Annotated in this window: 20 protein-coding genes; 8 read left to right on the top strand and 12 right to left on the bottom strand. The window is 26.4% G+C overall.

Annotated elements, in window-relative coordinates:
• The first annotated feature begins 186 nt into the window (after positions 1–186).
• Both ACH5BF_RS00425 and ACH5BF_RS00420 read left to right on the top strand, forming a co-directional pair.
• Positions 187–2,328, top strand: a complete 2,142-nt coding sequence (locus tag ACH5BF_RS00425; RefSeq protein WP_423271988.1) for a DctP family TRAP transporter solute-binding subunit — start codon at positions 187–189, stop codon at positions 2,326–2,328.
• A 3-nt stretch (positions 2,329–2,331) separates the two neighbouring features.
• The gene (locus ACH5BF_RS00420) at positions 2,332–4,611 is read left to right on the top strand and encodes a bifunctional diguanylate cyclase/phosphodiesterase (protein WP_423271986.1); all 2,280 of its coding nucleotides are present in this window, start codon (positions 2,332–2,334) and stop codon (positions 4,609–4,611) included.
• A gap of 40 nt (positions 4,612–4,651) precedes the next feature.
• Here ACH5BF_RS00420 and ACH5BF_RS00415 read toward each other — a convergent pair whose 3' ends face one another.
• From ACH5BF_RS00415 to ACH5BF_RS00395, 5 genes are all read right to left on the bottom strand, one after another.
• Complete coding sequence (locus ACH5BF_RS00415; RefSeq protein WP_423271985.1) at positions 4,652–6,916, bottom strand: glutamine--tRNA ligase/YqeY domain fusion protein; 2,265 nt, start codon at positions 6,914–6,916, stop codon at positions 4,652–4,654.
• 80 nt (positions 6,917–6,996) lie between these two features.
• Positions 6,997–7,872, bottom strand: coding sequence for an AraC family transcriptional regulator (locus ACH5BF_RS00410; RefSeq protein WP_423271984.1), 876 nt, complete (start codon positions 7,870–7,872; stop codon positions 6,997–6,999).
• Between the two features lie 15 nt (positions 7,873–7,887).
• On the bottom strand, positions 7,888–8,280 hold the full coding sequence (locus tag ACH5BF_RS00405) for a DoxX family membrane protein (RefSeq protein WP_423271983.1): 393 nt from the start codon (positions 8,278–8,280) through the stop codon (positions 7,888–7,890).
• Between the two features lie 92 nt (positions 8,281–8,372).
• Entirely contained in the window at positions 8,373–8,720 is a 348-nt protein-coding gene (locus tag ACH5BF_RS00400; protein ID WP_423271982.1) for a DCC1-like thiol-disulfide oxidoreductase family protein, read from the bottom strand.
• Positions 8,721–8,746: 26 nt separating this feature from the next.
• A complete protein-coding gene (locus ACH5BF_RS00395) occupies positions 8,747–10,021 on the bottom strand; it encodes an HD-GYP domain-containing protein (RefSeq protein WP_423271981.1) in 1,275 nt (424 codons plus the stop codon).
• Positions 10,022–10,193: 172 nt separating this feature from the next.
• Here ACH5BF_RS00395 and ACH5BF_RS00390 point away from each other — a divergent pair, with 172 nt between their 5' ends.
• Both ACH5BF_RS00390 and ACH5BF_RS00385 read left to right on the top strand, forming a co-directional pair.
• Positions 10,194–11,918: an ABC-F family ATP-binding cassette domain-containing protein gene (locus ACH5BF_RS00390; RefSeq protein ID WP_423271980.1), complete on the top strand. Its 1,725-nt coding sequence runs from the start codon at positions 10,194–10,196 to the stop codon at positions 11,916–11,918.
• A gap of 96 nt (positions 11,919–12,014) precedes the next feature.
• On the top strand, positions 12,015–12,971 hold the full coding sequence (locus ACH5BF_RS00385) for a sensor histidine kinase (RefSeq protein WP_423271979.1): 957 nt from the start codon (positions 12,015–12,017) through the stop codon (positions 12,969–12,971).
• Positions 12,972–13,016: 45 nt separating this feature from the next.
• Here ACH5BF_RS00385 and ACH5BF_RS00380 read toward each other — a convergent pair whose 3' ends face one another.
• Positions 13,017–15,890, bottom strand: a complete 2,874-nt coding sequence (locus ACH5BF_RS00380; RefSeq protein WP_423271978.1) for a transporter substrate-binding domain-containing diguanylate cyclase — start codon at positions 15,888–15,890, stop codon at positions 13,017–13,019.
• 844 nt (positions 15,891–16,734) lie between these two features.
• Between ACH5BF_RS00380 and ACH5BF_RS00375 the strand changes: the two genes are divergently transcribed.
• Positions 16,735–17,400 carry an NYN domain-containing protein gene (locus ACH5BF_RS00375; protein WP_423271977.1) on the top strand — a complete coding sequence of 222 codons (666 nt, stop codon included), beginning with the start codon at positions 16,735–16,737 and terminating at the stop codon, positions 17,398–17,400.
• 421 nt (positions 17,401–17,821) lie between these two features.
• On the opposite strand, the gene ACH5BF_RS00370 is transcribed toward ACH5BF_RS00375, so the two are convergent.
• The 3 genes from ACH5BF_RS00370 to ACH5BF_RS00360 are packed head-to-tail and all read right to left on the bottom strand — an operon-like array spanning position 17,822 to position 18,836.
• Positions 17,822–17,959 carry a hypothetical protein gene (locus ACH5BF_RS00370; RefSeq protein ID WP_423271975.1) on the bottom strand — a complete coding sequence of 46 codons (138 nt, stop codon included), beginning with the start codon at positions 17,957–17,959 and terminating at the stop codon, positions 17,822–17,824.
• Positions 17,960–17,961: 2 nt separating this feature from the next.
• A complete protein-coding gene (locus tag ACH5BF_RS00365; protein WP_423271974.1) occupies positions 17,962–18,612 on the bottom strand; it encodes a class I SAM-dependent methyltransferase in 651 nt (216 codons plus the stop codon).
• A gap of 5 nt (positions 18,613–18,617) precedes the next feature.
• Positions 18,618–18,836, bottom strand: coding sequence for a cold-shock protein (locus ACH5BF_RS00360; protein WP_423271972.1), 219 nt, complete (start codon positions 18,834–18,836; stop codon positions 18,618–18,620).
• 440 nt (positions 18,837–19,276) lie between these two features.
• On the opposite strand from ACH5BF_RS00360, the gene ACH5BF_RS00355 reads away from it, so the two are divergent.
• Together ACH5BF_RS00355 and ACH5BF_RS00350 are read left to right on the top strand one after the other, a co-directional pair.
• Complete coding sequence (locus tag ACH5BF_RS00355) at positions 19,277–19,510, top strand: hypothetical protein (RefSeq protein WP_423271971.1); 234 nt, start codon at positions 19,277–19,279, stop codon at positions 19,508–19,510.
• Between the two features lie 106 nt (positions 19,511–19,616).
• The gene (locus tag ACH5BF_RS00350; RefSeq protein ID WP_423271970.1) at positions 19,617–20,498 is read left to right on the top strand and encodes a GGDEF domain-containing protein; all 882 of its coding nucleotides are present in this window, start codon (positions 19,617–19,619) and stop codon (positions 20,496–20,498) included.
• Positions 20,499–20,613: 115 nt separating this feature from the next.
• Here the strand turns inward: ACH5BF_RS00350 and ACH5BF_RS00345 are convergent, their stop codons facing one another.
• Entirely contained in the window at positions 20,614–21,177 is a 564-nt protein-coding gene (locus ACH5BF_RS00345) for a recombinase family protein (RefSeq protein WP_423271968.1), read from the bottom strand.
• Positions 21,178–21,710: 533 nt separating this feature from the next.
• On the opposite strand from ACH5BF_RS00345, the gene ACH5BF_RS00340 reads away from it, so the two are divergent.
• Positions 21,711–22,691, top strand: a complete 981-nt coding sequence (locus ACH5BF_RS00340; RefSeq protein WP_423271966.1) for a hypothetical protein — start codon at positions 21,711–21,713, stop codon at positions 22,689–22,691.
• A 175-nt stretch (positions 22,692–22,866) separates the two neighbouring features.
• Here ACH5BF_RS00340 and ACH5BF_RS00335 read toward each other — a convergent pair whose 3' ends face one another.
• Both ACH5BF_RS00335 and ACH5BF_RS00330 read right to left on the bottom strand, forming a co-directional pair.
• Positions 22,867–23,064 carry a zinc ribbon domain-containing protein gene (locus ACH5BF_RS00335; RefSeq protein ID WP_423271965.1) on the bottom strand — a complete coding sequence of 66 codons (198 nt, stop codon included), beginning with the start codon at positions 23,062–23,064 and terminating at the stop codon, positions 22,867–22,869.
• A gap of 432 nt (positions 23,065–23,496) precedes the next feature.
• Positions 23,497–24,264: a TIGR02757 family protein gene (locus ACH5BF_RS00330; RefSeq protein WP_423271964.1), complete on the bottom strand. Its 768-nt coding sequence runs from the start codon at positions 24,262–24,264 to the stop codon at positions 23,497–23,499.
• Positions 24,265–24,270 lie beyond the last annotated feature (6 nt).

The raw sequence follows: 24,270 nt of genomic DNA, 5'->3' as shown, positions 1-24,270 counted from the left end.
AAATAATTTGACAAAATAATATCAGAATTAAGATTTTATGTAAAATAACTAAAAATACTCCTAAAATAAACTTTTTCTTATAATTCATAATTTAATTACAAAATCATTACCATTAGTTATAACTTTTATATGTTTGTAACCTTTTGTGTTATATTATATTTAAAACCAATATTAAAGTAGTCTATCATGAAACAAAAATACTACATTCTAACTCTTGTAGCTATATTTTTCTCTATTATTTATATAGCTTTTTCGCCTGTTGTAAAAAATAAAGCTCAAACAAATAAAGAAGAAAAACTCCAAGCAAAAGATGACACTATCTATCTAAGATTTGGCCACAACATACCAACATCAAGTGTTTTACATAAAGCAAGTACTCTTTATGCACAAAAAGTGGAAGAAAAAACCAAGGGAAAAGTAAAAATTGAAGTTTTTCCTGCACAAAAACTTGGGAATGACCATCAAATGGTAGAGTTAGCTAGAGAGGGAAAACTTGATATTATTTTGACACCTACTGCTAAACTAAGTGTTGCTATGCCATCTATGCAATATGCTGATTTACCTTTTTATTTTCCGACAAAAGAGGATTTGTACACTCTATTAGATGGAAAACCAGGTCAAATATTATTAGAGAATCTAACTAAAATTGACTTAATAGGTGTGACTTTTTGGGAAAATGGATTTAAACATTTTACTGCAAATAGTAAACTTGAAAGACTTGAAGATTTTAAAGATAAAAAGTTCAGAATAATGAAAAGTAAACTTATCAAAGACCAGTTCACTGCTCTTGAAGCCACTGCTATTCCTATTGATTTTCATTCAACAAAAAAAGCTTTAGAAAATGGGGTAGTTCATGGTCAAGAAAATCCTTTAATTGCTATTACAAGTATGAAGTTCCATGAAGTTCAATCGAATCTTACATTAACTAACCATGCATATTTAGGATATGTTTTTTCAATTAGTGCAAAAGTTTTTAAAACTCTTCCTAGTGAGATACAAGATATCCTAATAAATACAGCAAAAGAAATTACAAACTATGAAAGAGAAGAAACAGCAAAAAAAGAAAAAGAACTTTTAAAAATTATTGAAGATGCAAAACTTGATATTCATACATTAACAGATTATGAGAAAGATAGAATTGCTAATAAAATGAAAAATATTGCAAAATCATATGAGGAGATAATTGGTACAGATGTTATATCAAAAACTGAAGAGTATCTAATAGAAAAATATAAAAGCGATGACAACTACATAATTTTAGGACTTGACGCTGATTTATCTATGGCAGCTAAAGTTTCAGGATTAGCTATAAAAAGAGGTATTGAGTTAGCAATAGAAGATATAAACAAAAATGGTGGTCTTTTAGGAAAAGAAGTTGTTTTACTTGCTAGAGACCATAGTGCAAGAGCTTCTAAAAGTTTAAATAATATTGAATATTTTGAACAAAAAAATAATCTAGTTGGATTAATCGGTGGTTTACATAGTGCAGTAATTTCAAGTAATCTTGAAAAAATAAAAGAGACAAATTTACCATACTTAATACCTTGGGCAGCAGCTCCAACTCTTACAGAAAGTACAGATAATAATATCTTTAGAGTCTCTGCAAATGATAAATATGCTTCTACTTATATCTTAAAAGAGGCATTAAAAAAATTTAAAAATCCTGCTATTTTAGTTGAAAACTCAATATGGGGTAGAAGTAGTTTAGAGATTATGAAAAATGGATTAAATAAAAAGTCTAAACATTTTGCCAAAATTATAAATTTTAATAGGGGTGAAAAAAACTTTACAGATGAAATAAATGAAATCGTAAAATCAAATGCTGATGGAATAATTATGGTTGCGAACCCAATTGAAGGTGGAAAAATATTAGAAGCAGTTTACAAAACAAAAAAACTTCCTATTGTATCTCACTGGGGAATATTAGGTGGTAACTTCTATGAGAATCAAAAAGAGAGATTAAAAGAGATTGATTTGAGTTTTATTCAAAGCTTTTCTTTTATTAATAATAAAAGAGTTCAAGCAAAAAACTTAGCATTAAAATATATGTCAAAATATAATATAGCAACAATTGAAAAAATCAAAGCACCAGCAGGAGTAGCACAAGCTTATGATGCAACAATGATTTTAGCAAAAGCAATAAAAAATGCAAATAGTCTAAAAAAAGAAGATATCAAAAATTCACTAGAGAATATAAGTGAGTATAAAGGTGTAATAAAAGACTATATTAATATATTTAATAGCAAAAATCATGATGCTTTAGAAAAAAATGACTTTTTTATGGCAAAATACAACAAAGATGGACTTATTATCAAAGTAGGAAAATAGTATATGAATTTAAGAAAAATTTTTGCTCCTTTTGATAAAAGTATAAAAACTAGAGTTGTTATACAAGTATCGGGGCTAATTGCAACTGCTATTATATTAATAATTTTAATGATCAGTTTTATGATGGTAAATAATATCAATACAGAACTTGATAAATTACTAGAAAATAAAACACTGGATTCACAAAAAAGATTAGAACAAAGACTATCATACCTTATTGAAAGCTCTATAATTCTTTCTAAAAATGAACTTATTATAAACTCTTTGATAGACAAACAAACAAAAGAAAGAGTACTTGATATACTAGTTAGAAACTATATGCAAGATAAAAGTGTAGTATCTTTAAGTGTAGTTGATTTTGATGGAAATGCCATATTTAAAACTCAAAATAAAATACCTAAATACAATTCTTCATCAAAATTAAGAGCTAGTTTAGCTTTAGGTCAAACAACTACTTATCTTCAAGAATCAACAAATAATATTATTGTGATTGCTCCAATTACATACTATGATACAACACAAGGTGCATTAATATCTGTATTTGATATAAATCACTTGGGAGAAAATATACTTCTTGAAAACAATGAATATGACTATCTAAAACTAACAAATCAAGAAAAAGTAATTTTTTCTACAAACTTTGATAAGAACAAAAAATACTACAGTTACAAAACTAGTTCTTTTAATAAAAATACTTATATTGAAAAACTTGGTATTCATGTAGAAGTAGGAACTCTTAGTTTAAAATATGAAGAACCAATAAAAGATGCACTTATAAGACTTATTTTTATTGGTATATTATTTATTTTTGCTGGGTTGATTATTTCTCAACTTTTAGCAAAAGAGATAACTCAACCAATTTTAAAACTTTATGATAGAGTAAAATCTTCAAATAAAGATATTTTATGTTCACCAATTGGTACAAATGATGAGTTAGAACAATTAGCCCAAGCCTTTGATGAAAAGTCTTTAAAACTTCAATATCAAGTGGAACATGATAGTCTAACAGACCTTCCAAATCGACTACTTTTACATGATAGAATAAATCAAGCCATAATACATGCTAAAAATATCAATAGAAGATTTGTTGTATTTTTTATTGATTTAGACCACTTTAAAGAGATTAATGACTCTTTAGGACACTCTGTTGGTGATGCTTTATTAAAAAAAGTATCTATACTTTTATCAAATGCCACAAAAAACCACCTAAGTACAGTTGCAAGACTAGGAGGTGATGAGTTTATAATCTTTATTGAAGATATAGAAAGAAATGAACAAATTATTGATATAGCAGAAAAAATAATGGGATGTTTTTCTAATTCACAAGAAGTAAAATATTACGAACTTTTTGTGTCTTGTAGTATTGGTGTTAGTATTTTCCCAGAAGATGGTCAAACAACAGAAGAGCTAATCAAAAATGCAGATGCTGCTATGTATAAAGCAAAAGAGCTTGGAAGAAACAATTATCAATTCTACTCAAAAGAAATGACACAAAAAGCTATTGAAAGAATAGAAATAGAAAAAGAGCTTAGAAATGCTATTTCAAATGAAGAGTTTGAAGTATTTTTTCAACCACAAGTTGAGATTAAAAGTTCAAAAATTATTGGGGTTGAAGCTTTAGTTAGATGGTATCACCCAACAAAAGGGATTATCTCTCCTGCTTTATTTATTCCTTTAGCTGAAGAGATAGGTTTAATTGAATCTATTGATAAAATTGTGATGAAAAAAGCTATGAATAATTTTGTTGAAATACAAAACGAAGGTTTTGATTTAGGTACTTTATCTTTAAATGTATCAATGCTTCAAATAAACAAAGACAATAGTTTTATAAAAGACCTTAAAATAATTATAGAAGAATCAAAGATTGATATTACAAAAATTATAATAGAAATCACAGAAACTCAAGTAATGAAAGATATAAGTAAGACAATACATATTTTAGAAGAGATTAGAAATCTAGGAATGAAAATTGCTGTTGATGATTTTGGAACAGGACAATCATCTCTTTCTTACTTAAAAAAACTTCCTATTAATAAAATAAAAATTGACCAATCTTTCATTAGAGATTTACCACAAGATAAAGGTGATTTTGAGCTAACAAAAGCAATTATTGCTATTTCAAAAAGTATGCATATGAATTTAATTGCTGAGGGAGTTGAAACAAAAGAACAAGCAAAACTTCTTTTAGAAGAAGGATGCTTTGAAGCACAAGGGTATTACTACTATAAACCTTTAGATATTAACAGTTTAAAAGAAGTTATTAAAGACATAAAAAAAGCCTAGTGAAAACACTAGGCTTTTTTATTTTTATAAAACTCAAATATTACTTTAGTTTTTCTGCCACTAATTGATTTACAATTTGCGGATTTGCTTTTCCGCCTGTTGCTTTTAGAACTTGTCCTACAAAGAAACCTAAAAGCTTATTATTTCCTGCTTTAAATTTTTCTACATTATCAGGATTTTTAGAGATAACCTCATCAATAATAGGTATTATTACATCTGGGTCGCTTATTTGAATTAAGCCTTTATCTTCTACTATTTGTTTAGGTTCATTTCCTGTTTTTGCCATTTCTTCAAATACTTGTTTTGCAATCTTAGAAGAAATAGTTTCATCATCAAGCATAGCCACTAAAGAAGCAACTTGTTTAGCATCAAACTTCACTTCACTTGCATCTTTCTCTTTTAATACTCTTGCAACTTCTGTTACAACAATATTTGCTAAACTGATTTTACTATTTGGTATTTGCTCTAAAGCACTTTCATAAAAAGATGAAAGTTTTTCATCTCTTGCTAAAGTATTTGCAACTGCATTATTTAAACCATAACTAGTAGTGTACTTTTCATAAAGTGCTTTTTGCTCATCAGTCATAGGAGCTTCAACTCCGTCAATCTGTACTTTCTTCTCTTGTACTTTAGGTTTTACTTGTTCTTGTGGTTTTTCTTTTTGCGTTTTTTTACCCCAAGAGTCTTTTAATCCTACGATTTTATTAAATACAGGTTTTTCATCTGTATAGTCAATAGGATCAGCATAGAAATAACCTTGTCTTTCAAACTGGAATCTCTCATCTGGTTTATCAGTAATTACAGCAGGTTCAACTAAAGCATTTTTTATAATCTTTAATGAATTAGGATTTAAATCATCTAAGCTTTCTGGTGCTTCATTTTGATAAAGTCTATCATAAAGTCTTACTTCAACTCTCGCTGCTTCTTTTGCACTTACCCATTGAATTGCACTTTTTACTTTTATACCACTTGTATCGCTTCCACTTTTTGAGTTAGGATAATATTGAGCTTTTATTTCTACAATATTACCTTGCTCATCTTTTATAACTTCTTTACAAGAGATAATATATCCATGTCTTAATCTTACAGGTTGTTCAGGTGTTAATCTATAGAAACCCTTTGGAGGATTTTCACTAAAATCTTCTCTTTCTATATAAAGTTCACTACTAAAAGGAATTTTTCTAGTTCCTTCTTTTGGTACATCATGAGGATAATATGAAGCTTCAAGCTCTTCACTTCCTTCATAGTTTTCAATAGTTACTTTTATAGGGTCAAGTACAGCCATAACTCTTGGAACTTTTGTATTTAAATCATCTCTAATTGAAAACTCTAATTGAGCTACATCTACCATAGAGTTTGCTTTAGCAATACCTATTTGATCACAGAAGTTGATAATAGACTCTTTTGTATACCCTCTTCTTTTGTATCCAGCAATAGTTGGCATTCTTGGGTCATCCCAACCACTTACATATCCACCATCAACTAACTCTAAAAGTTTTCTTTTACTCATAACAGTATAGTTTATACCAAGTCTTGCAAACTCATGTTGATATGGTCTTGGAGGCGTAAGTTCTAAAGTATCTAAAACCCAATCATAAATATCTCTATTATTTTCAAACTCTAAAGTACAAATAGAGTGAGTAATACCTTCAATATAATCAGATAAACAATGAGCAAAATCATACATAGGATAAATACACCACTCATCACCTGTTCTAAAGTGATGTGCATGTCTAATTCTATAAAGAAGTGGGTCTCTAAGCTTCATATTAGCAGCACCCATATCAATCTTAGCTCTTAATACGTGTTCACCATCTTTGAACTCACCATTTTTCATTCTCTCAAAAAGGTCTAAATTTTCTTCAATACTTCTATTAGCATATTCACTTCTTTTTCCAGCTTCTGTAACAGTTCCTCTAAGCTCTCTCATTTGCTCTTCATCTATACTATCAACATAAGCCTTACCCATTTTGATAAGTTGTACTGCATAATCATATATCTTTGGGAAATAATCAGAAGTAAAATATACACTTTTCCCCCAATCAAAACCAAGCCATTGTACTGCATCTTTTAATGCTTCAACATATTTAGTATCTTCTTTTGTTGGGTTTGTATCATCCATTCTTAGGTTACAATGACCTTCATAGTCATTTGCAATACCAAAATTGATACAGATTGATTTAGCGTGTCCTATATGTGGGAAACCATTTGGCTCAGGAGGGAATCTTGTAACTACCTTATCATATTTGCCATTTTTTAAGTCTTCTTCTACTATAACACGTAAAAAATCTTTGCTTTCACTCATTATTATTAAACCTTTTGATTTTGTAACTTTTATAAGGGATGTATTCTAGCAAATTTGTGCTTATAGCATCTTGGTTTAGATTATTGTTTTTGCTGTTCTTTTTTAAACTCTAAAGGAGTCTTCTTTTCAAACTTTTTGAAAAACTTTATTAAGTTAGTTATTTCATCAAACTCTAATTTATTTGCTATTTCTTGCAAAGTAAGACATTCATCTAAAAGATACCTTTTTATCTTAATCAATAAAAACTCATCAAGATAGGCTTTTGTAGTTCTATTTGTATATTTTGTCAAAACTCTTGTCAAGGTTTTACTTGAAATATCAAGTTTTCTTGCATAATCCTCAACTCTTAAAGTGTATTTATGTGTGTTTCTTAGCATATATGTAAAATCATTATAAAGTTTTTCATCTTTTGATTTTATAGTAATTGAACCTTTTACTCTTTGTCGTTTTAACTGAATAAGTAAAGATTGAAATAATGATTGTATGATAGCTTTTTTATACTCATCAGTTGGTTGCTGCAACTGATGAGTTAGAAGCTTGATATTACTAATAATTGCGTCAAATGTCACTTCGTCTAACTGTAGAGTAGGAGAATACCTCATATAGTCAAACATATCAGTGATTGTTTCTTTTATCACGCTACATAAAAAACCTTCTGTAAACTCCAAAATATAACAATTCATATTTGGATTTAATTTAAAAGAGCTTACTTGATTTTTGGCTATAAATAAAACTGTTCTTTTTTTATAAGACCATGTTTTAAAATCAATATTATGTTCACCCTGCCCTTGGGTAATAATCATAATAGAATTGAACTTAATTCGATGATAGTTTTCAAGTTGCTCGTAAAACTTAGTTGTATTTAGAAGCTCTTTCATGTCTAATATTTGAAACTCTAAATGTTCATCATTAAGTTTTTGAAAAGGTATCTCTATAAGTTCATTTTTCTCTTTCATTTTTTCTTCTTTGTTTTAAGCTTTTAAAACTGTAACATAAGACTCTTTATTTTTAAACATAACTACTAATATTAAAAGTAAAATAACTAAAGAACCACCAATACCAGCTGGGTCTAAAAATAAGTGAGCTAACATGGCATTTAACATAACTGGCACAATAACAATTGCCATTAAAGGAACAAATCTATTTAAGACAAAAGATAAACCAGCTATAAACTGAATAGCTCCAACTAAAGTAAACATATATCCTGTTTTTCCTAATGCTTGCATAAACATTCCCATTTCTTGAGAAACCTCTGGATTTGGCATAAAGTGTAAGAATTTGTTTAAACCAAATACTATTAAACCTATACCTACAAGTATTTGAACTGCTAATAAAATTTTTGTTTGAATTGAATTTTTTTCCATTTTTTTAACCTTTTTTGTTTTTGTTAATTCTAACAATTCGTCCAATATTTATAAAGGTAAAAAACGGACTATTTAAAGTAAAAAATGGACAATTATAGTTTTACTTGTTTATTCATAATTTTAAGTACTAATTTTCTCAAGCTTTTAATAAAAGGATAAACAATACTCCTAAAAAAATAGTTATCCCAAAAGAAAACTCTGTTTTGACTTAAGTCATTTAAAAACAGTATAGCATCCACACCTTGATAAATATCACTATTTTCTACTCTGATTATATAACCATCATTTATATCAAAACCTAAACTTTTAAAAGTCTCAATTTGCTCTTGATTTTCTCTTGCATTTAAAAGTATAAGTTCATGTTTGTTTTTTAATTTTATGTAGTTTGCATATGAGTTACAAAAAGGACACTCTTTATCATAAAACATTTCTATTTTCATATAAGTCCTTTCTGTTTTTGTCTTTTTTATATATCAAAAAGTAGTTTTTCTATTTGTTTATTTTCTTTAGTTTTTCCATTTGCAATATCAAAACATTTGTCCTTATTATCAATTGCTATTTGAACTATATCCTTATCAACCTTACCAATATCTGCAAATTCATTTAGTATCTCAAGAATTTTTTCTAGACTCATTCCTTTTCTATATGGTCTATCTTGAGCTAAGGCTTGAAAAATATCCGCAACAGCAATAATTCTTGCTTCTATTGAAAGTTCATTTTCATTTGGTTGAAAGGGATAACCACTTCTATCTAAATGTTCATGATGATAAGCAGCCCAAACAGCAATATCTTCTAAACCTTGAATATGTCTTAGAATTTGAAAAGTCTCAAAACTATGTTGGTTCATAACACTTCTTTCAAAATCAGTAAGTTTTCCTTTTTTTTCTAAAATATAATCAGGAGTATGAAGCTTTCCAATATCATGTAAAAAACCTGCTATTTGTATTTTTTGGCATTGAAGAGTTGATAGGTTTATTTTTTGGGCTAAATAGTAAGCTAAACAACCTACTCGTGTTGAATGTTGAGCGGTAAATGGACTTTTTTGGTCAACAATATAAGATAGAATCAATGATAACTGTTTTATTTGTTCAATAGTCAAATTTAAATTGTTTTTATATCTTCCCATATCCCAAGTGTATCTTGTAATATGTCTATCTTCTAAGGAAATCCAAAAAGCTTCTGATTTTTGAACTTCATAAAAAGCTTCTACAAATGTAGGATTAAAAAAACTATCTTTACATCGAAGAATGTTTTCAACTATTTCTTGTTTTGCAAATAAAATATCATTTTCATAATGAAGAGCTGACAAAATATCAATTCTATCTGCTAGAAAAATAAGATTTGCCATCATCTTATCTTTTTGTTCAAGCTGTAAATCTTTTAATTCCTCATATTTTGTATGATGATGAAAGATAGGCATTGCAAACTTTTTTAAAGGTTCAAAACTACTTAATAATTTATAGCCTATTTCACAGTGAATATGGGCATCTTCCCAGTCAAAGTGATTTACTAAACTACTATGCATTTGTTCTGTTGAAACTCCACAGTCATGCAATAATCCTAATTCAAATACAAAATGAATATCATCTTCACACCAATTTAAAGCATTTGCAATTTGTGTAGCAATAAAAGCAACTCTTTTCCCATGATTTGTGTCATTCATTCCCACTAAATCAACTGTTGTTTCTATGGCTAATATCATTTGTTTTAAATCAACATGAAAGTTTGAATCAGTTTGCATTGATTTATCCTTTTGGTAATAATTATTTTATGTTCTTATTATAGACAAAAATAATACCATAATTGTATTGTTATTAAAAGAAAAAATATATGGTTTATATAATTGGATTTATAAATATCTAACTGTCTATATCATATAATCCCATTCTTAAAAAACTGCAAAAAAGAGAATTATGATTGAATTAATAAATATATCGAAAAGTTACCCAACAGGTGAGTTATATAGTGACTTAAATTTAAGACTAAATCAAGGAAATAAAGTAGGACTAGTAGGAAGAAATGGTACTGGTAAATCAACTTTATTTAAATTAATCTTAGGAGAAGAACAATACGACTCTGGTGAGATTAAATTTCCAAAAGGTTATAGGATTGGTGCTTTAAAACAGTATTTTGATTTTACTGAGAAAAAACTAATAGATGAAACAGCCTTAGCTTTAAGTGAAGATGATAAATATGATATTTATAAAGCTGAAAAAATGCTATTTGGTTTAGGATTTTCAGAAGATGATTTACAAAAAGACCCTAAATCATTCTCTGGTGGTTATCAAATTAGAATAAACCTTGCAAAACTTTTACTTACTGAACCAAATATGCTTTTACTAGATGAGCCTACAAACTACTTAGATATTTTATCTATTAGATGGCTAAAAGCTTTCTTAAAGTCATTTCAAGGAGAAGTTATTCTAATCACTCACGATAGAGAGTTTATGGATAGCGTTTGTACTCATACTTTAGGTATTGTAAGAAAAAGTGCTTTTATGATTCAAGGTGGTACTAGAAAGTTTTATGAGCAAATTTTAGCAAATGAAGAACATCATGAGAAACAAAAAATTGCACAAGAGAAAAAAATCAAAGATTTAGAAGAGTTTATTGCTAAAAACAAAGCAAGAGCAGCTACAGCAACACTGGCTCAATCAAAAATAAAAATCTTGGAGAAAATGGAAATTCTAGAAGATTTAGATTATGATGCTAACTTAAAATTTGATTTTAACTATAAAGATACAGCAGCTAAATTCTTACTTGAAGTAAAAGATTTAAGTTTTGGATATACTCCTGATAATATACTATTCAAAAATATAACTTTTGCACTAAATAGAGGTGAAACAATAGGTATCATAGGTAAAAATGGTAAGGGTAAATCAACTTTATTAAATACAATTGCAGGTGAACTTGAAGCTTTAAGTGGAAGTGTAAACTATCATCCTTCATGTGTTTTTGGACACTTTGGACAAACAAATATCTCTCACCTAAACAAAAAAAATACAATTATGGATGAAATATATAGTGTTAACCATAAACTTCCTGAAGCAGTTATCAGAAGTATTTGTGGACTTATGATGTTTAGTGGAGATAATGCAAAGAAAAAAATCTCACTTCTTTCAGGTGGTGAAAAATCAAGAGTTATGCTTGGGAAAATCATCGCACAAGATGTAAACTTACTTTTCCTAGATGAGCCTACAAACCACTTAGATATTGACTCTATTGATGCTCTTACAAATGCTATTAAAGCTTTTGAAGGGTCTTGTATGATTGTAACTCACTCAGAAGAGTTACTAAGAGCTGTATGTGATAGACTTATTATCTTTACAAATGATGGAGCTGATTACTTCAACGGAACATATGATGAGTTCTTAGAAAAAGGTGGTTGGGATGATGGTCAAGATGAACCAAAGAAAAAAGTTGCAAAACCTAAAAGAAATAAAAAAGAGATTAGAAAACTAAGATCTATTATCGTAGCTGAAAAAAGTAAAGTTACAAAACCAATTAAACTTGAAATTGAAGAAATTGAAGCTTTAGATGGAGTTGAAAAACAAAAAAAACAAGCAAGACTAATTGAACTTCAAAATGAACTTGATAGACTAAATGCCGAGTTTGAAAAAAGAATGGATGAAGTCTAATAACTAAAAAATAATAAAATTATTTGTCATATTGTATATTTCTTATTCTTCAATTTTTCTGATATAATAGGAGATATACTATGACAAAGAATAAATATGAAAACTATATCTTCAAACTTTAAAATAATTTTTGCATATGCATTATTTGGCTCTTTATGGATTTTTTATTCTGATAAAATCTTAGCTAATCTTGTAAATGATATTGATACTTTAAACTCTATTCAATCATATAAAGGTTGGTTTTTTATATTTATTACTTCTTTACTTTTATACTATCTTGTAAACCGTTATGAAAAGCAAAGAAACAAGATAGAAAAAGAGTTGAGAGAAAAAGATATTTTACTTATACAACAATCAAAAATGGCTGCAATGGGAGAAATGATAGATAATATCGCTCATCAATGGAAGCAACCTTTAAATACTATCTCAACTACAGCATCAGGAATAAAACTTCAAGAAGAACTAGATATTTTAAATAATAAAACTTTAGTAAAAGAAATGGATAACATAACAACTTCAACTAAGTTCTTATCTGAAACGATAGATGACTTTAGAAATTTTTTTAATACAAATAAAACAAAGAGAGAATTTTCTTTAGAAAACTGTATAAATAAAGTTTTATTACTTGTAAACTCAAAACTAAGAAATAGATACATAGAAGTAATAAAAGATATAAATGAGTATAAGGTTACTGGTGTTGAAAACGAGATAGTTCAAATACTTATGAATATAGTAAATAATGCAATTGATGCTCTTGATGACTCAATAAATGATAATAAATATATTTTTATAGATACAAAAATAGAAGAAGATAAAATCTATATTACGATAAAAGATAATGCAGGTGGTATAGACAAAAATATAATAAATAAAATATTTGAATCAAGATTTACTACAAAAAAAGAAGGAAAAGGAACAGGAATAGGACTTTATATGAGCAAGATTATTATCAACTCATATAAAGGCTCTATATCTGCTAAAAACTCTAAATTTAAATATAAAAATAAAGAGTATATAGGTGCAGAGTTTGAAGTTTGTATACCTATAAAATAAGAAGTTTTTTTAGCTATTTATTTCAAAACTACTTTAAAACAAATATTACTTATATTCAACCCTATTTCTTCCTTTTTCTTTTGCTTTATATAACAATTCATCTGCTTCTTTATAAATGCTATCATCATCTTTAATTTTTGATGCATTTTTACAAACAAGTCCTATAGATGCTGTTATATATTTACTTGCACTATTACTTGTATGCTCAATTTGAAGGTTTTCTATATTTTGTCTAATCGTATTTGCAAACTGTATTGCTTTTTCTTTATTATCAGCTTTAAATATTACCCCAAACTCTTCTCCGCCAAGTCTAAAACAATAGTCATCTGCTCTATGTAGTGAATCTTTAATACAAGTAGCTACACTTTTAAGTACAGTATCGCCCTTTTGATGACCATAAGTATCGTTGCATTTTTTAAAGTAATCTATATCGATTATAACAAATGACAACAACTCATTTTTTCTTTTTGCTGAGTTTATAATCTTGGGAAACAATTCATTAAAATATCTTCTATTGTAGATATTTGTAAGTCCATCTGTAATTGAAATTTGTTTAAGTTGAGTATTTAGTTTATTAATATAATATTGTCTATATAACAAAATGGCAATTATCACTGTTGATCCAATTAAGACATACCATAATAGTGTATAATCCACAGCTCTATCATATTTTACAGAAACCCATTTGTTTAATATTTCATTACGAGTCTCTTGGGTTAATGAATTTATAGCTTTTTGCAAAATATTGAGTAAAACCTCATCATCATTTCTAACACCAATACCTAGTTCCCAATTATCTTTTACTTTACCTGTGATTTTAAGTTCCCCTAGATATTCTTTCTGGATGACTTGACCAATACTAGTTAAAGTACCTATATAGGCATCATATTTATTTTCACTAAGCCCTTTTAAACCTTCATGAATATTCTCTACATCTATAATTTGAATTTTAGGATACTTATTTCTTGTAAGCTCAGCGAAGGCATACCCTTTTGGTATAGCAACTCTCTTACCCGTGAGTTCATTTATATCATTTATAAACGTTACATCAAATTTTGTAGCAACTACCAAAGGAATACTTAAATATGGAGCTGTAAAATTAAGATACTTACTTCTATCAGGAGTTTGCATAACTAAAGATAGAATATCGCATTGTCTATTTTGTGCAAAATCTAAAGACTGTGTCCATGTATCAGACTTAATAACTTTAAAGTTTACTCCCAAACGACTAGAAATTACTTTATAATAGTCTGCTGTCATACCTATATGCTTACCTGTTTTGTCAAAAGCTTCTAAAGGCATCCAATTTGGGTCAATACACATAGTTATTACATTGTTTTTACTTTGTAGATAGTTTTGTTCATCTTTAGTAAGCAATAGTTTTGAATTTGTATTTATTTGATCAATGGAAGTTTTTACATTTATCCAACGATTTAACATTTCAATTTTTTCACTTTCATTTATAGATGCAAGTGCTTTTTTGATGATAGTATAAAGTATTGGCTTTTGTGGATTTACTCCAAAGTGTAGGTCATTTTTAGATATATTTGGTAAAAGAAGTTCATCTACAAGCTTTATATTAGAATACAAATTTTTTTTAATAATATCATTCATAGTAGTAAGTGAACCAATTGTTGCATCTATTTGATTGAAAACAAGTGCTTTAGCAAGGTCTACTTCAGATTTATATTCAATGATATTTAAATAGCCGAATTTTCTTAGCTCCTCTTCATAAAAAACATCTTGTACAATTCCAACTTTTTTTCCTTTTAGACTTTGAATTCCTTTATAGTTTTTGAAATCATCTCTTACAAATATAACATTTGGTATTTCATAATAACTATCTGTAAAAAGGGTAAAATCCTCTCTTTCTTTTTTGTATGAAATTGAACTAATCATATCAACTTTTTTAGATTTAAAACTATCTAGATTGTCACTCCAATTTCCAGAGATTATTTTAAACTCTAAGCCAGATTTTTGTGAGATGAGATTTAATAAATCGATTTCATAACCAATGTTTTTTCCATTTTCCTCAAAAGAAAAAGGTGGAAATTTAATCATTTGAGCGATTGTAACTGTTGGATTATCTTTAAGCCATTGTTTCTCTTTTTTTGTAAGATTTATGAGTGCGTTTTGTATTACTTTTTTTTGAGGAGCAAAATATTTATTTATAAGTTGAAGTTTTTCTGAGGGAGTGATTAAAGCTGTTGCTTTTTGTATAATTGAATATAAAATAGTATTTTCTTTAGTGATACCTAAACGCAAATCTTCCTTTTTAATAATATTTTCACTAATCTCATCTAATATTTCAAGATTAGTGTATGCACCTTGTAAGATATATTTCTGACCACTTGTAAGGTTATTAAATGCTGCGTCTATATTTCCAAAAGCAAGTGCTTTTATTTTTTCTCTTGAATTTTCAAATGCTACTAATTCAAAAAGATCTAAATTTTTAATATTTTCATAGTAATAGATCCCTTTTGTTATACCTATTTTTTTGCCTTTAAGTGACTCTAAACCTTTATAGTTTTTAATACTATCTTTTTGAGCAAATATTACATTGGGAATACTAAAATAAGGCTCTGTAAAAGTTGTAAAAGCTTCTCTTTCTTTTGTATATGATATAGCATCAATAATATCTGTTTTTTTATTTTTAAAATTTTCAAGAGTTGTTGACCAATTATTTATATCTATCTCATATTTTAAATTTACTTTTGAAGCGAGTAATTTAAAATACTCATAAGAAAAGCCATTGATTTTACCATTTTGTTTAAAACTAAAAGGATAATACTCTTTTACCATTCCTATTTTAATAGTATTATTTTTTATATACTCTTTTTCTGTAGTTGTTAGTTTTTGGGCATTTAATGCATACATGCAAGTTATTAATAATAAAAATAGTTTAATTATAGACTTCATTGTTATCCATTTTTAGCTAGTTATTAAATTTTATCAAAATAAATGTTTTATTAGTGTTAATTTATATATACATATTAGTCCTAAACTCAGTATTGATACGATAAAAGCCTATATTAAGATTCAAACTAGTTTTTCTTGCCCAATTCTATAGGATCAAAATTCATGAAAATAGTTTTAAAGTTTAAAACCATATACGAAAAACTTTTAGTTAGCTATTTTCGTACAAAGAAGTTTTCCGACATTACTTTTTGTATATTTATCAGGATATTACAACACTATTTTAAAAAGTGTCGGAAAACAGATGTTTTTCATATATTTATATTTTTTAGATGTTAAAATTCAAAAGCAGTTAAAGTCAAAATGTAAAATTTTTGCATCTGTATAGATACTTATTAAAATCATATTATAATTTAATTACTGATTCTTATTTGAAGAATGTTCCAAATGTTACAGGTTTTTGAAAAGTACTGTCACATCAATAACTAATTAAATATATTCTCCTTTAAACTGTGCGATATATGTACAATTCAATTGAGAATATACCTTTTTATAAACTTTATGTAATTTATCCTCTTTTTATTCAAAAATATAATTTATTTCAATTAAGCTATTGCAATTTCAAAATATATATTGTATTATTTGTTATCTTTTTAAGATTTGCACAAACTAGAGTGCAAAAGTTAATTGTGTGAGGAACTCTCCTTTTTAACTTAAAGTACAAGGCTGATAGTTAGCTTTTTATATCTTAACATTTGAAAATGATAAGTAATACTTTAAGTGAATACAAAATAAAAATCTCTTCGTTTAAATCATTACTTATTTTTTGATATTTAAAGGATAAAAAATGATTAATAAAAAAATAGCTGTTTTCTTTGATTGTGAGAATATTAGTTATAAATATCTTGATGAGATATTTGATGAATTAGCAAAAATAGGTGAAGTTAGTATAAATAAAGCTTACCATGATTGGAGTAATGAAGACTCTAATCAATGGAAAGAAAAATTAAGTGAGTATGCAATTGAACCCATAACAATCTTTAGAAGTACTTCAGGTAAAAACTCAGCTGATATTAAAATAGCAATTGATGTTACTAATACTACACATATATCTAATATTGATATTATAGTTTTAGTATCAAGTGATAGTGATTTTACAAACCTTGCTATTGACATCAAATCAAAAGGTATAATTAGTATTGGTTTCGGAGAAGAAAAAACACCTAATAAATTAAGAAAGGCATTTTCAGAGTTTTTTGAGTTACCAAGATTAAGACAAAAACAAAAGCCTATAAATATAATATTAAAAGAAGCAATTAATAATACAATGTATGATGATGGATTTGCAAATGTTGCAGTAATCTCACAATATTTAAAAAATAAAGACTCATCTTTAATTCCTCAAAACTATGGATATGAAAGATGGAGTGATATTTTTAAAGAGGAAACTAACTACTTTATTACTGATTACAGAAAAGATAAAAGTATGTTGGTAGTTAAAATTAAAGATTAAATCTATTAATTATTTTTTAGCCTTTTTCTTTTTTTATTAATATTATAAAATCAATTGGAAAAGGCTACTTCTAGAGCAGTTTTTGATAATAAAAATTTTTTCTCAAAAAGACTTGAGATTTGGAATATGTTCAAAAGTACAGGTTGTTGAACTTATTTTCAAACTCATAATTATAATAGTTTGTCTATTATCTTTTGAGTCCTATTTAATGTTGACAGATCAAACTTCTAGTGTATCATTTGCATATAGTGAAGTTGTTATTAGTGTTAAATATAGAAATATTATTTTAGTTGTCATTATATATCCTAATTAAATATATAAATTATACTTAATTTATTTAATAATATTATTATGTTAATTAATAAAACAATTAATTATTATAAAATAGGTTTGACTTTAGTTAATAATTGTGGTCTATTTTTTATAATACTATGTTTATAAGCTTAGATGCTTCTTTCATAGTTAATCCAGATTTTGAACAAGCATCTTCAAGCTTTTCTTTTTTCTTTAGTAGTTTTAAAAAAACTATATATTTATATTCCATTGTTAGTATGGTCAATTTTATCCTTTATTGTATTTGTGGATAGAACCTTTGAATTCTTTATCAGAATATTTCAATGTATCTATCTTTTTATATTTAAACCCAAAATTTATCATCTCTTTTTTAAATTTTGAATGATTACCTCTACTTGGGTCAACAATTATTACTTCACATTTATTATTTGCATATTGATTAATAAAATGAGAAAGTAACTCTCCATGATTTTGTTCGTAAAGTAAATCACTTCCTATTATTAAATCAAATTTTCCAATTTTTGTTAAAAATTTATCTTCCCAGTCTAGTCTATGAAAAGGAATATCTGTATCATTATTTAAATTTGAGTTATTTACAAGAAAAGCTTCTACTTCTGGATGATAATCGGTTGCTGTAATGTCTTGATGTAAATGATTTAAAAGTAAACTACTTAAACCAATACCACATCCAACTTCAAGAATTCTTTTTGAAGTAGTATCAGATTGATAAATATAGTTAGCTAAAATGTGACTTGAAGGCCATAATACTCCAAACAAAGACCAAGACGAAGAATTTATCCCTAAGTCTTGAGCTTCATTGTTTTTATCATAGAATTGCTGAGTATTTTTAAGTGTTTTTAAATGTATATCAACATTATCAAATACTATTGTTTGATATTTATATCGTATATTAGACAAAACATTTATAGAGTTTCTACACTCGTTGCATGTTCACCTTTTTGATTTACACCAATATTAAAAGTAACTTTTTGTCCATCTTTTAAAGAAGTTCTTCCATAACCTCTATTATTAATCTCATTATGGTGAACAAATATATCTTTGCTATTATCTTCTAATTGGATAAATCCAAAACCTTTTTCATCATTGAACCATTTTACAGTTCCATTGTATCTATTTGACATAGAAATCCTTTTATATATATTACTTCATTTAAGAAGTTTTAGTAAAGTTAAATCAGGGTTTTAAATTTTAGAGAGATAAGTGTTGACATTGAAGTCAATAAAAAGCAAACAATAAATAAGTACTAATTTTTTCTTTAAGTACCACACTATATCTGAAATAAATAAAAATAGCAAGTTTTTATTCATAAAGTTTGAAATAGTTCTAATTAACAATTGATTCTCAAAAATTTTAAGTGATAGCATAAAACTAATTTTATATATTTATTACAAGTATCTGCATTTCAAAGTAAGATTTAAAATTGAAATTAGTAGATGAATATCTTGTTGTCTATATTTGTATTCTTAAGCCTCAAATAAGTATTTAAACTACTGAAAATATTTGAATAAATATAAGTACTAAATTTACAATTATTCCAAGTGTAGGTATCCAAAAAGGAATATTGATAATACCTTCAGGTGTAGGACTTTTAAGTTTGATTTTAATTAATGCAAGATTTATTAATGTAAATACTATAAATATAAAAAAATTTGTTAGATTAGCTAGAATTAAAATTGGAAGCTATAAAGTAAAAATTGTTGGAAATTTTACTGATTTCCAAATTCCTAGTATTGCAACAACTGTTAAAACAATTAGTAGTAGAGTCGCTGTTAATGTGGAATGTAAATTAAAATAATTAGAGATGTATCCATTGAACTCCTAAATAATTATTTCACTTGATAATAGTAAACTATCTTTATAGTTTTGTTTGAAAATATTCATTAAATAAGTTATACTCTAATATGAAACATCGAATTGAAAACAAATTATTCTCTGTTATTAATACTATACCAAACCCTATCATTATAATAAGTAGTGATAAATTACAAAGTGTTAATAATGCTTTTTTAAATTTTTTCAATGTTAAATCTATTGAAGAATTTACTAAGATTAATGGCTGTATTGCTAAGCTTTTTATACAAAACAATGGGTTTTTTACACTGTCAGATGTAAAGGATAATAGCTACTGGAGTGATTATTTGTTTTTTCATACTGAAATAAATCGTATTGTTTCTATTCAAAATCAAGATAATAAAATATTTGATTTTGAGCTTACTATAAAAAAGATAGAAAATGATTCAGAATATATTATTGTATTTAATGATATTACTAAATATATTGCAGAAAAAAATGAATATAAATATTTTGCTTATCATGATCATTTAACTAAAATATATAATAGGCAAAAGTTTGATGAATTATTTTTAAAAGAAATTGAAAATAAAGAAAGATATAAAGATCATATATCTTTACTTTTAATAGATATTGATCACTTTAAAGTTGTAAATGATACTTATGGTCATTATATAGGAGATTTGACACTTATAGCATTAACTAAACTTATTAGTAAAGATCTTCGTATTAATGATATTTTTGCACGTTGGGGTGGTGAAGAGTTTATTATCTTACTTCCAAGAACAGATATTGATGCAGCATATATTAAAGCTCAAGAAATACGTTCTTTAGTTGAATCTCATGTAGATAAAGAACTTCCTTCGATTACAATAAGTATCGGTGTTACTGAAATGAACAATTCTGATACAACTAATACATGCTTACAACGTGTTGACAAAGCTCTATATCTATCAAAAGAAAAACGTAATGATGTAGTAAAGGTAATTTAATTATTGATTCATAAAATCTGTTTTTCAAAACCTCTTACTTATTGAGCAGTTTTTATAAAATAAAGCCTGTTCCAAAAAAAGTTGAATTTTTGAACAGATGAAGTAGTCAAATTGACTACTTCTTTTTAGCTATATCTTTAATTGCTCTATAGATAGTATTACGTGCTACATGAAAAAGTTTAGATAATAAAGAAACAGACTTTCCTTTTTCATGTTGCTTATATATAATATTCTTTTGTTTTGTACTTAGTATAGCTTTTCTACCAAACTGAACACCTTTTTTCTTTGCAGCTTCAATTCCTTCTCTAACACGTTCATTTATCAAATCACGTTCAAACTCTGCAATAGCACCTAACATTGTAAATAACAGTCTACCTGCTGGAGATGTTGTATCAATATTTTGATGTAATACTTTTAGGTTTACCTCTTTATTTTGTAAAAACTTTGCAATATTATGAAGATCTATTACAGACCTTGCTAATCTGTCAAGTTTTGTAATATAAAGTACATCACCTTCTCTTATAAAATCCATCATTATCTTAAACTGTTCACGATTTGATTCATTCTTTCCTGACTTTTTTTCTGAGAAAATCTTTTCACATCCAGCATTTTTGAGTTGATCAATTTGATTCTCAAGATTTTGGCTTGAAGTTGAAACTCTTACATAACCTACATTCATAATAAATCCTTTGTATTGAACTTACTATTTATCTCATATATTAGAATGATTGTAAAGTAATGTCTATTTTCCTAAAAGAACAGGTTGTTGAACTTTTTTTATTAATCATCTTTATAACAATTCTTTACCCACATTTCATCTCCCAATATATTAACATTTTGCAGGTTTATCATGATATCACCCTAATATACATATATTAAAACTATAGTGAAAGATTAAAATTGCTTGAAATAATATTTTTTACTAAAAAGTTTTACATCTACCTTATCTAAGGTGATTATTGGTGTTTTAATACATAATTTTTTTATATGTTATTTATTAATTTTTAGGCCATGTTGTATATAATGCATATTTAATAAATAGTTATAGGAAATGTAAAAGTAGATACTTTAGATGTAATATTAGAACGGAAAAGAAAACATGCAATTAAAATTAAAAATATGAGATATAAAGATGCTGATGAAGGTAATCTTAAAAACTGAAGAAAAATTATGTGTGACATCATTTTACTAAAGCTAAATAAAGGATAAAGAATGAATAAGTTTAAGAAGGGAAGTATAACTATTATTTTATTATTTATTGTCTTGAATATATGGATATATTCAGTAACATATAAAGATTATGTGATTAAAGCACCTGAAGTCTTAAAGGAGGCAAGAAAAGATTTTGTAAGTGCTTATGTTATACACATATATTATGCTTTTTTTGTAAAAAGTTTAGGGATAGATTTTCAGAGTAAATTATTATCTCCCATAAAAGAATCAAGAGATTATTTCTATCATAAAGCTTTAAAGAAACTCCCTAAAAATGAATCAGAAGCAGCAGTATGGTTCTCTTTATTTGAGGCAAATTTATATAATTTTTCTATGAGAGGTGTTTATGGTAGACTTGCTAAAAAATATGGAAAAGATTTTGCAGAACAATTTATTGAGAAATTGTATAAAAATATTGAATTATTCTCTCTTAATAATTTTAATGATAGAGATTCCAAGTTAAATAAAAACATACTAGAAGAGTATTTAAATTTTATATATATTTACACAGGTGATTTTCATTTAAATGAAAAAAAATTACTTTTCTCAAAAGAAAATATGAAGAAAGTTAGTACTAATAAAAAATTACATGAAAGATTTATAAATATATATAAATGGTATGAACAAATACTTAACTATTATAAAGTTGATCATTCTGTTGAATATGAAAGAATAATAAGTAGCCATAATTGGAATACCCCTTACATGAGAAATAAACAAAATATTTCTTATATAGCATCTTTTATACTATTTTATAAAATAACAAATAATATATTTGATTGTGAAAAAGATAAAATTTATCTAAATAAAATTGATGAGTTGCAAACGGAACTTTTAAATCATACAAAAAAATATAAAATAACAAAAAAACAAATGAATTCTTTAAAATATACTATTTCTTATACTTTAATTAAGAATACTAAAAAAGAACAAAAATTTAAATCTAATAATCCATTAAATCTAACTATAAATTGTGAGTAAATTTTAATTAAAAGGAGTTAAAATGTCAAGATTACATAGAACATTAGATGCTATTGAAAGAATGGCTGTTTTAAAAAAAGATTAGAAGAACAATCTTTTGAGGGTACAGCAGAACTATCTATTCCAACAAATTTAAAATCATCATTATCATATGAATCCAAAGTTATCAACGAAGTTAGGCTATCGAGGTAGCTTTTACAATTTCTCCTGCTAAAGTTGATGTCCCAACTCTTTTTATATTAATACTTGCATTTAAATCTCTATCTAAAATATTATCACAAGTATCACATTCAAATATTCTTATATTTAGAACACGAAGTACTGAAGTGAGTTTTTCGTATTCCACAAAGTGTTCAAAAAATAAAAACTGCAAAGTTCCACAAACCTTATGGGATTAAGGAACAAAAAAAATACACTTTAAATTATATATTTAAATTATCATCCAATTATATTTACTAATCTTCATAAAGTTAAATCACGTAATTCATTTAGTAAAAATATAAGCGAATAGATTTAAATAAAAAGACAATTGATTTTACAAAAAAATAGAATTTAAAACCATGACAGAATAAAATAAGTGAACTTAATATTTCAAGGACTTTTTAAGGACTTAGTAAAATCATGAATATGCATATTCATCTAAGTTTATATACTATATCGATGTTTATAAATGATTTGCTCAAAAAATAAATGAGACACCTAATCCCAATAGTAATATTATACATTAAGATTAATTTTTCATACAAAGTGTGCCTAAAGTGTGCTTTTATGAAAACACAAAATTGACAAAGCCCTTATTATAAGGCTATACAAGTTTTTCTTGTCCAATTCTATATAGTGCAAAATCATACTTTATAGGGTCTTTCATATCAAAATCTTTTAGTTTCTCTGTTATCAGTAAAGCCGATTTCAAATCATAAGTTTTTCTATCAAGTAAGCCTAGTTTTTGTGATACTTTAAAAGTATGAGTATCAAGAGGAAGGATTAAATCTTTTTTATTTATACTTTTCCACAATCCCATATCAAGTTCATCACTTCTTACCATCCATCTAAGATACATATTCCATCTTTTATATGGTGCATTTCCGATTTCTTTTATATTTCCTTGTTTATCTCTTTTAAAAGGACTTGAAACTAAAAAAGTAAAACCTTGAGATTTATAATTAGCTGTTTCATGGATTTTTGTAATTAGATTATCTAATCCCTCAAGTACACTATTTTGTTTTTTATAACCTTCATAAAAAATGTTTTCTAAGCTATTTTCTTGTCTTAATCTTCTAAAAGTTTTAAAGATAGTTTTTACATCTTCACTATTTTGAAATCTATAATAAAACCCATCTAAAGCTTTGTCTATTTCTTCTTCACTTTTATCTAGAAGTGAAAAATCAAGGGAATCCAAAAACTTAACTATTAATCTTGCATTTCCATATGCAAAAAGTGCGCATAAAAGTATTATATATTCATCATCATATCTACTTGCCACTAGTAATGGATCTGGTTTATCATATGAAAGTTCACAATCACTGTTTCTTTGGCATACTTCTTTATCTAAAAGCTCTTTTATATCTTGCATAATCCT

Source organism: Arcobacter pernae, from assembly GCF_049472135.1.
Taxonomy (GTDB): domain Bacteria; phylum Campylobacterota; class Campylobacteria; order Campylobacterales; family Arcobacteraceae; genus Arcobacter_B.
The sequence above is the reverse complement of the archived record's forward strand: the minus strand, read 5'-3'. Positions and strand labels throughout refer to the sequence as shown.

What these genes read in the sequence shown, in the direction of transcription:
- ACH5BF_RS00395 (WP_423271981.1), bottom strand. Translation starts at nt 10,021, where the DNA reads ATGCAAACTGATTCAAACTTTCATGTTGATTTAAAACAAATGATATTA.
- ACH5BF_RS00415 (WP_423271985.1), bottom strand. Translation starts at nt 6,916, where the DNA reads ATGAGTGAAAGCAAAGATTTTTTACGTGTTATAGTAGAAGAAGACTTA.
- ACH5BF_RS00410 (WP_423271984.1), bottom strand. Translation starts at nt 7,872, where the DNA reads ATGAAAGAGAAAAATGAACTTATAGAGATACCTTTTCAAAAACTTAAT.
- ACH5BF_RS00330 (WP_423271964.1), bottom strand. Translation starts at nt 24,264, where the DNA reads ATGCAAGATATAAAAGAGCTTTTAGATAAAGAAGTATGCCAAAGAAAC.
- ACH5BF_RS00425 (WP_423271988.1), top strand. Translation starts at nt 187, where the DNA reads ATGAAACAAAAATACTACATTCTAACTCTTGTAGCTATATTTTTCTCT.
- ACH5BF_RS00405 (WP_423271983.1), bottom strand. Translation starts at nt 8,280, where the DNA reads ATGGAAAAAAATTCAATTCAAACAAAAATTTTATTAGCAGTTCAAATA.
- ACH5BF_RS00390 (WP_423271980.1), top strand. Translation starts at nt 10,194, where the DNA reads ATGATTGAATTAATAAATATATCGAAAAGTTACCCAACAGGTGAGTTA.
- ACH5BF_RS00420 (WP_423271986.1), top strand. Translation starts at nt 2,332, where the DNA reads ATGAATTTAAGAAAAATTTTTGCTCCTTTTGATAAAAGTATAAAAACT.
- ACH5BF_RS00375 (WP_423271977.1), top strand. Translation starts at nt 16,735, where the DNA reads ATGATTAATAAAAAAATAGCTGTTTTCTTTGATTGTGAGAATATTAGT.
- ACH5BF_RS00345 (WP_423271968.1), bottom strand. Translation starts at nt 21,177, where the DNA reads ATGAATGTAGGTTATGTAAGAGTTTCAACTTCAAGCCAAAATCTTGAG.
- ACH5BF_RS00400 (WP_423271982.1), bottom strand. Translation starts at nt 8,720, where the DNA reads ATGAAAATAGAAATGTTTTATGATAAAGAGTGTCCTTTTTGTAACTCA.
- ACH5BF_RS00385 (WP_423271979.1), top strand. Translation starts at nt 12,015, where the DNA reads ATGAAAACTATATCTTCAAACTTTAAAATAATTTTTGCATATGCATTA.
- ACH5BF_RS00360 (WP_423271972.1), bottom strand. Translation starts at nt 18,836, where the DNA reads ATGTCAAATAGATACAATGGAACTGTAAAATGGTTCAATGATGAAAAA.
- ACH5BF_RS00350 (WP_423271970.1), top strand. Translation starts at nt 19,617, where the DNA reads ATGAAACATCGAATTGAAAACAAATTATTCTCTGTTATTAATACTATA.
- ACH5BF_RS00340 (WP_423271966.1), top strand. Translation starts at nt 21,711, where the DNA reads ATGAATAAGTTTAAGAAGGGAAGTATAACTATTATTTTATTATTTATT.
- ACH5BF_RS00380 (WP_423271978.1), bottom strand. Translation starts at nt 15,890, where the DNA reads ATGAAGTCTATAATTAAACTATTTTTATTATTAATAACTTGCATGTAT.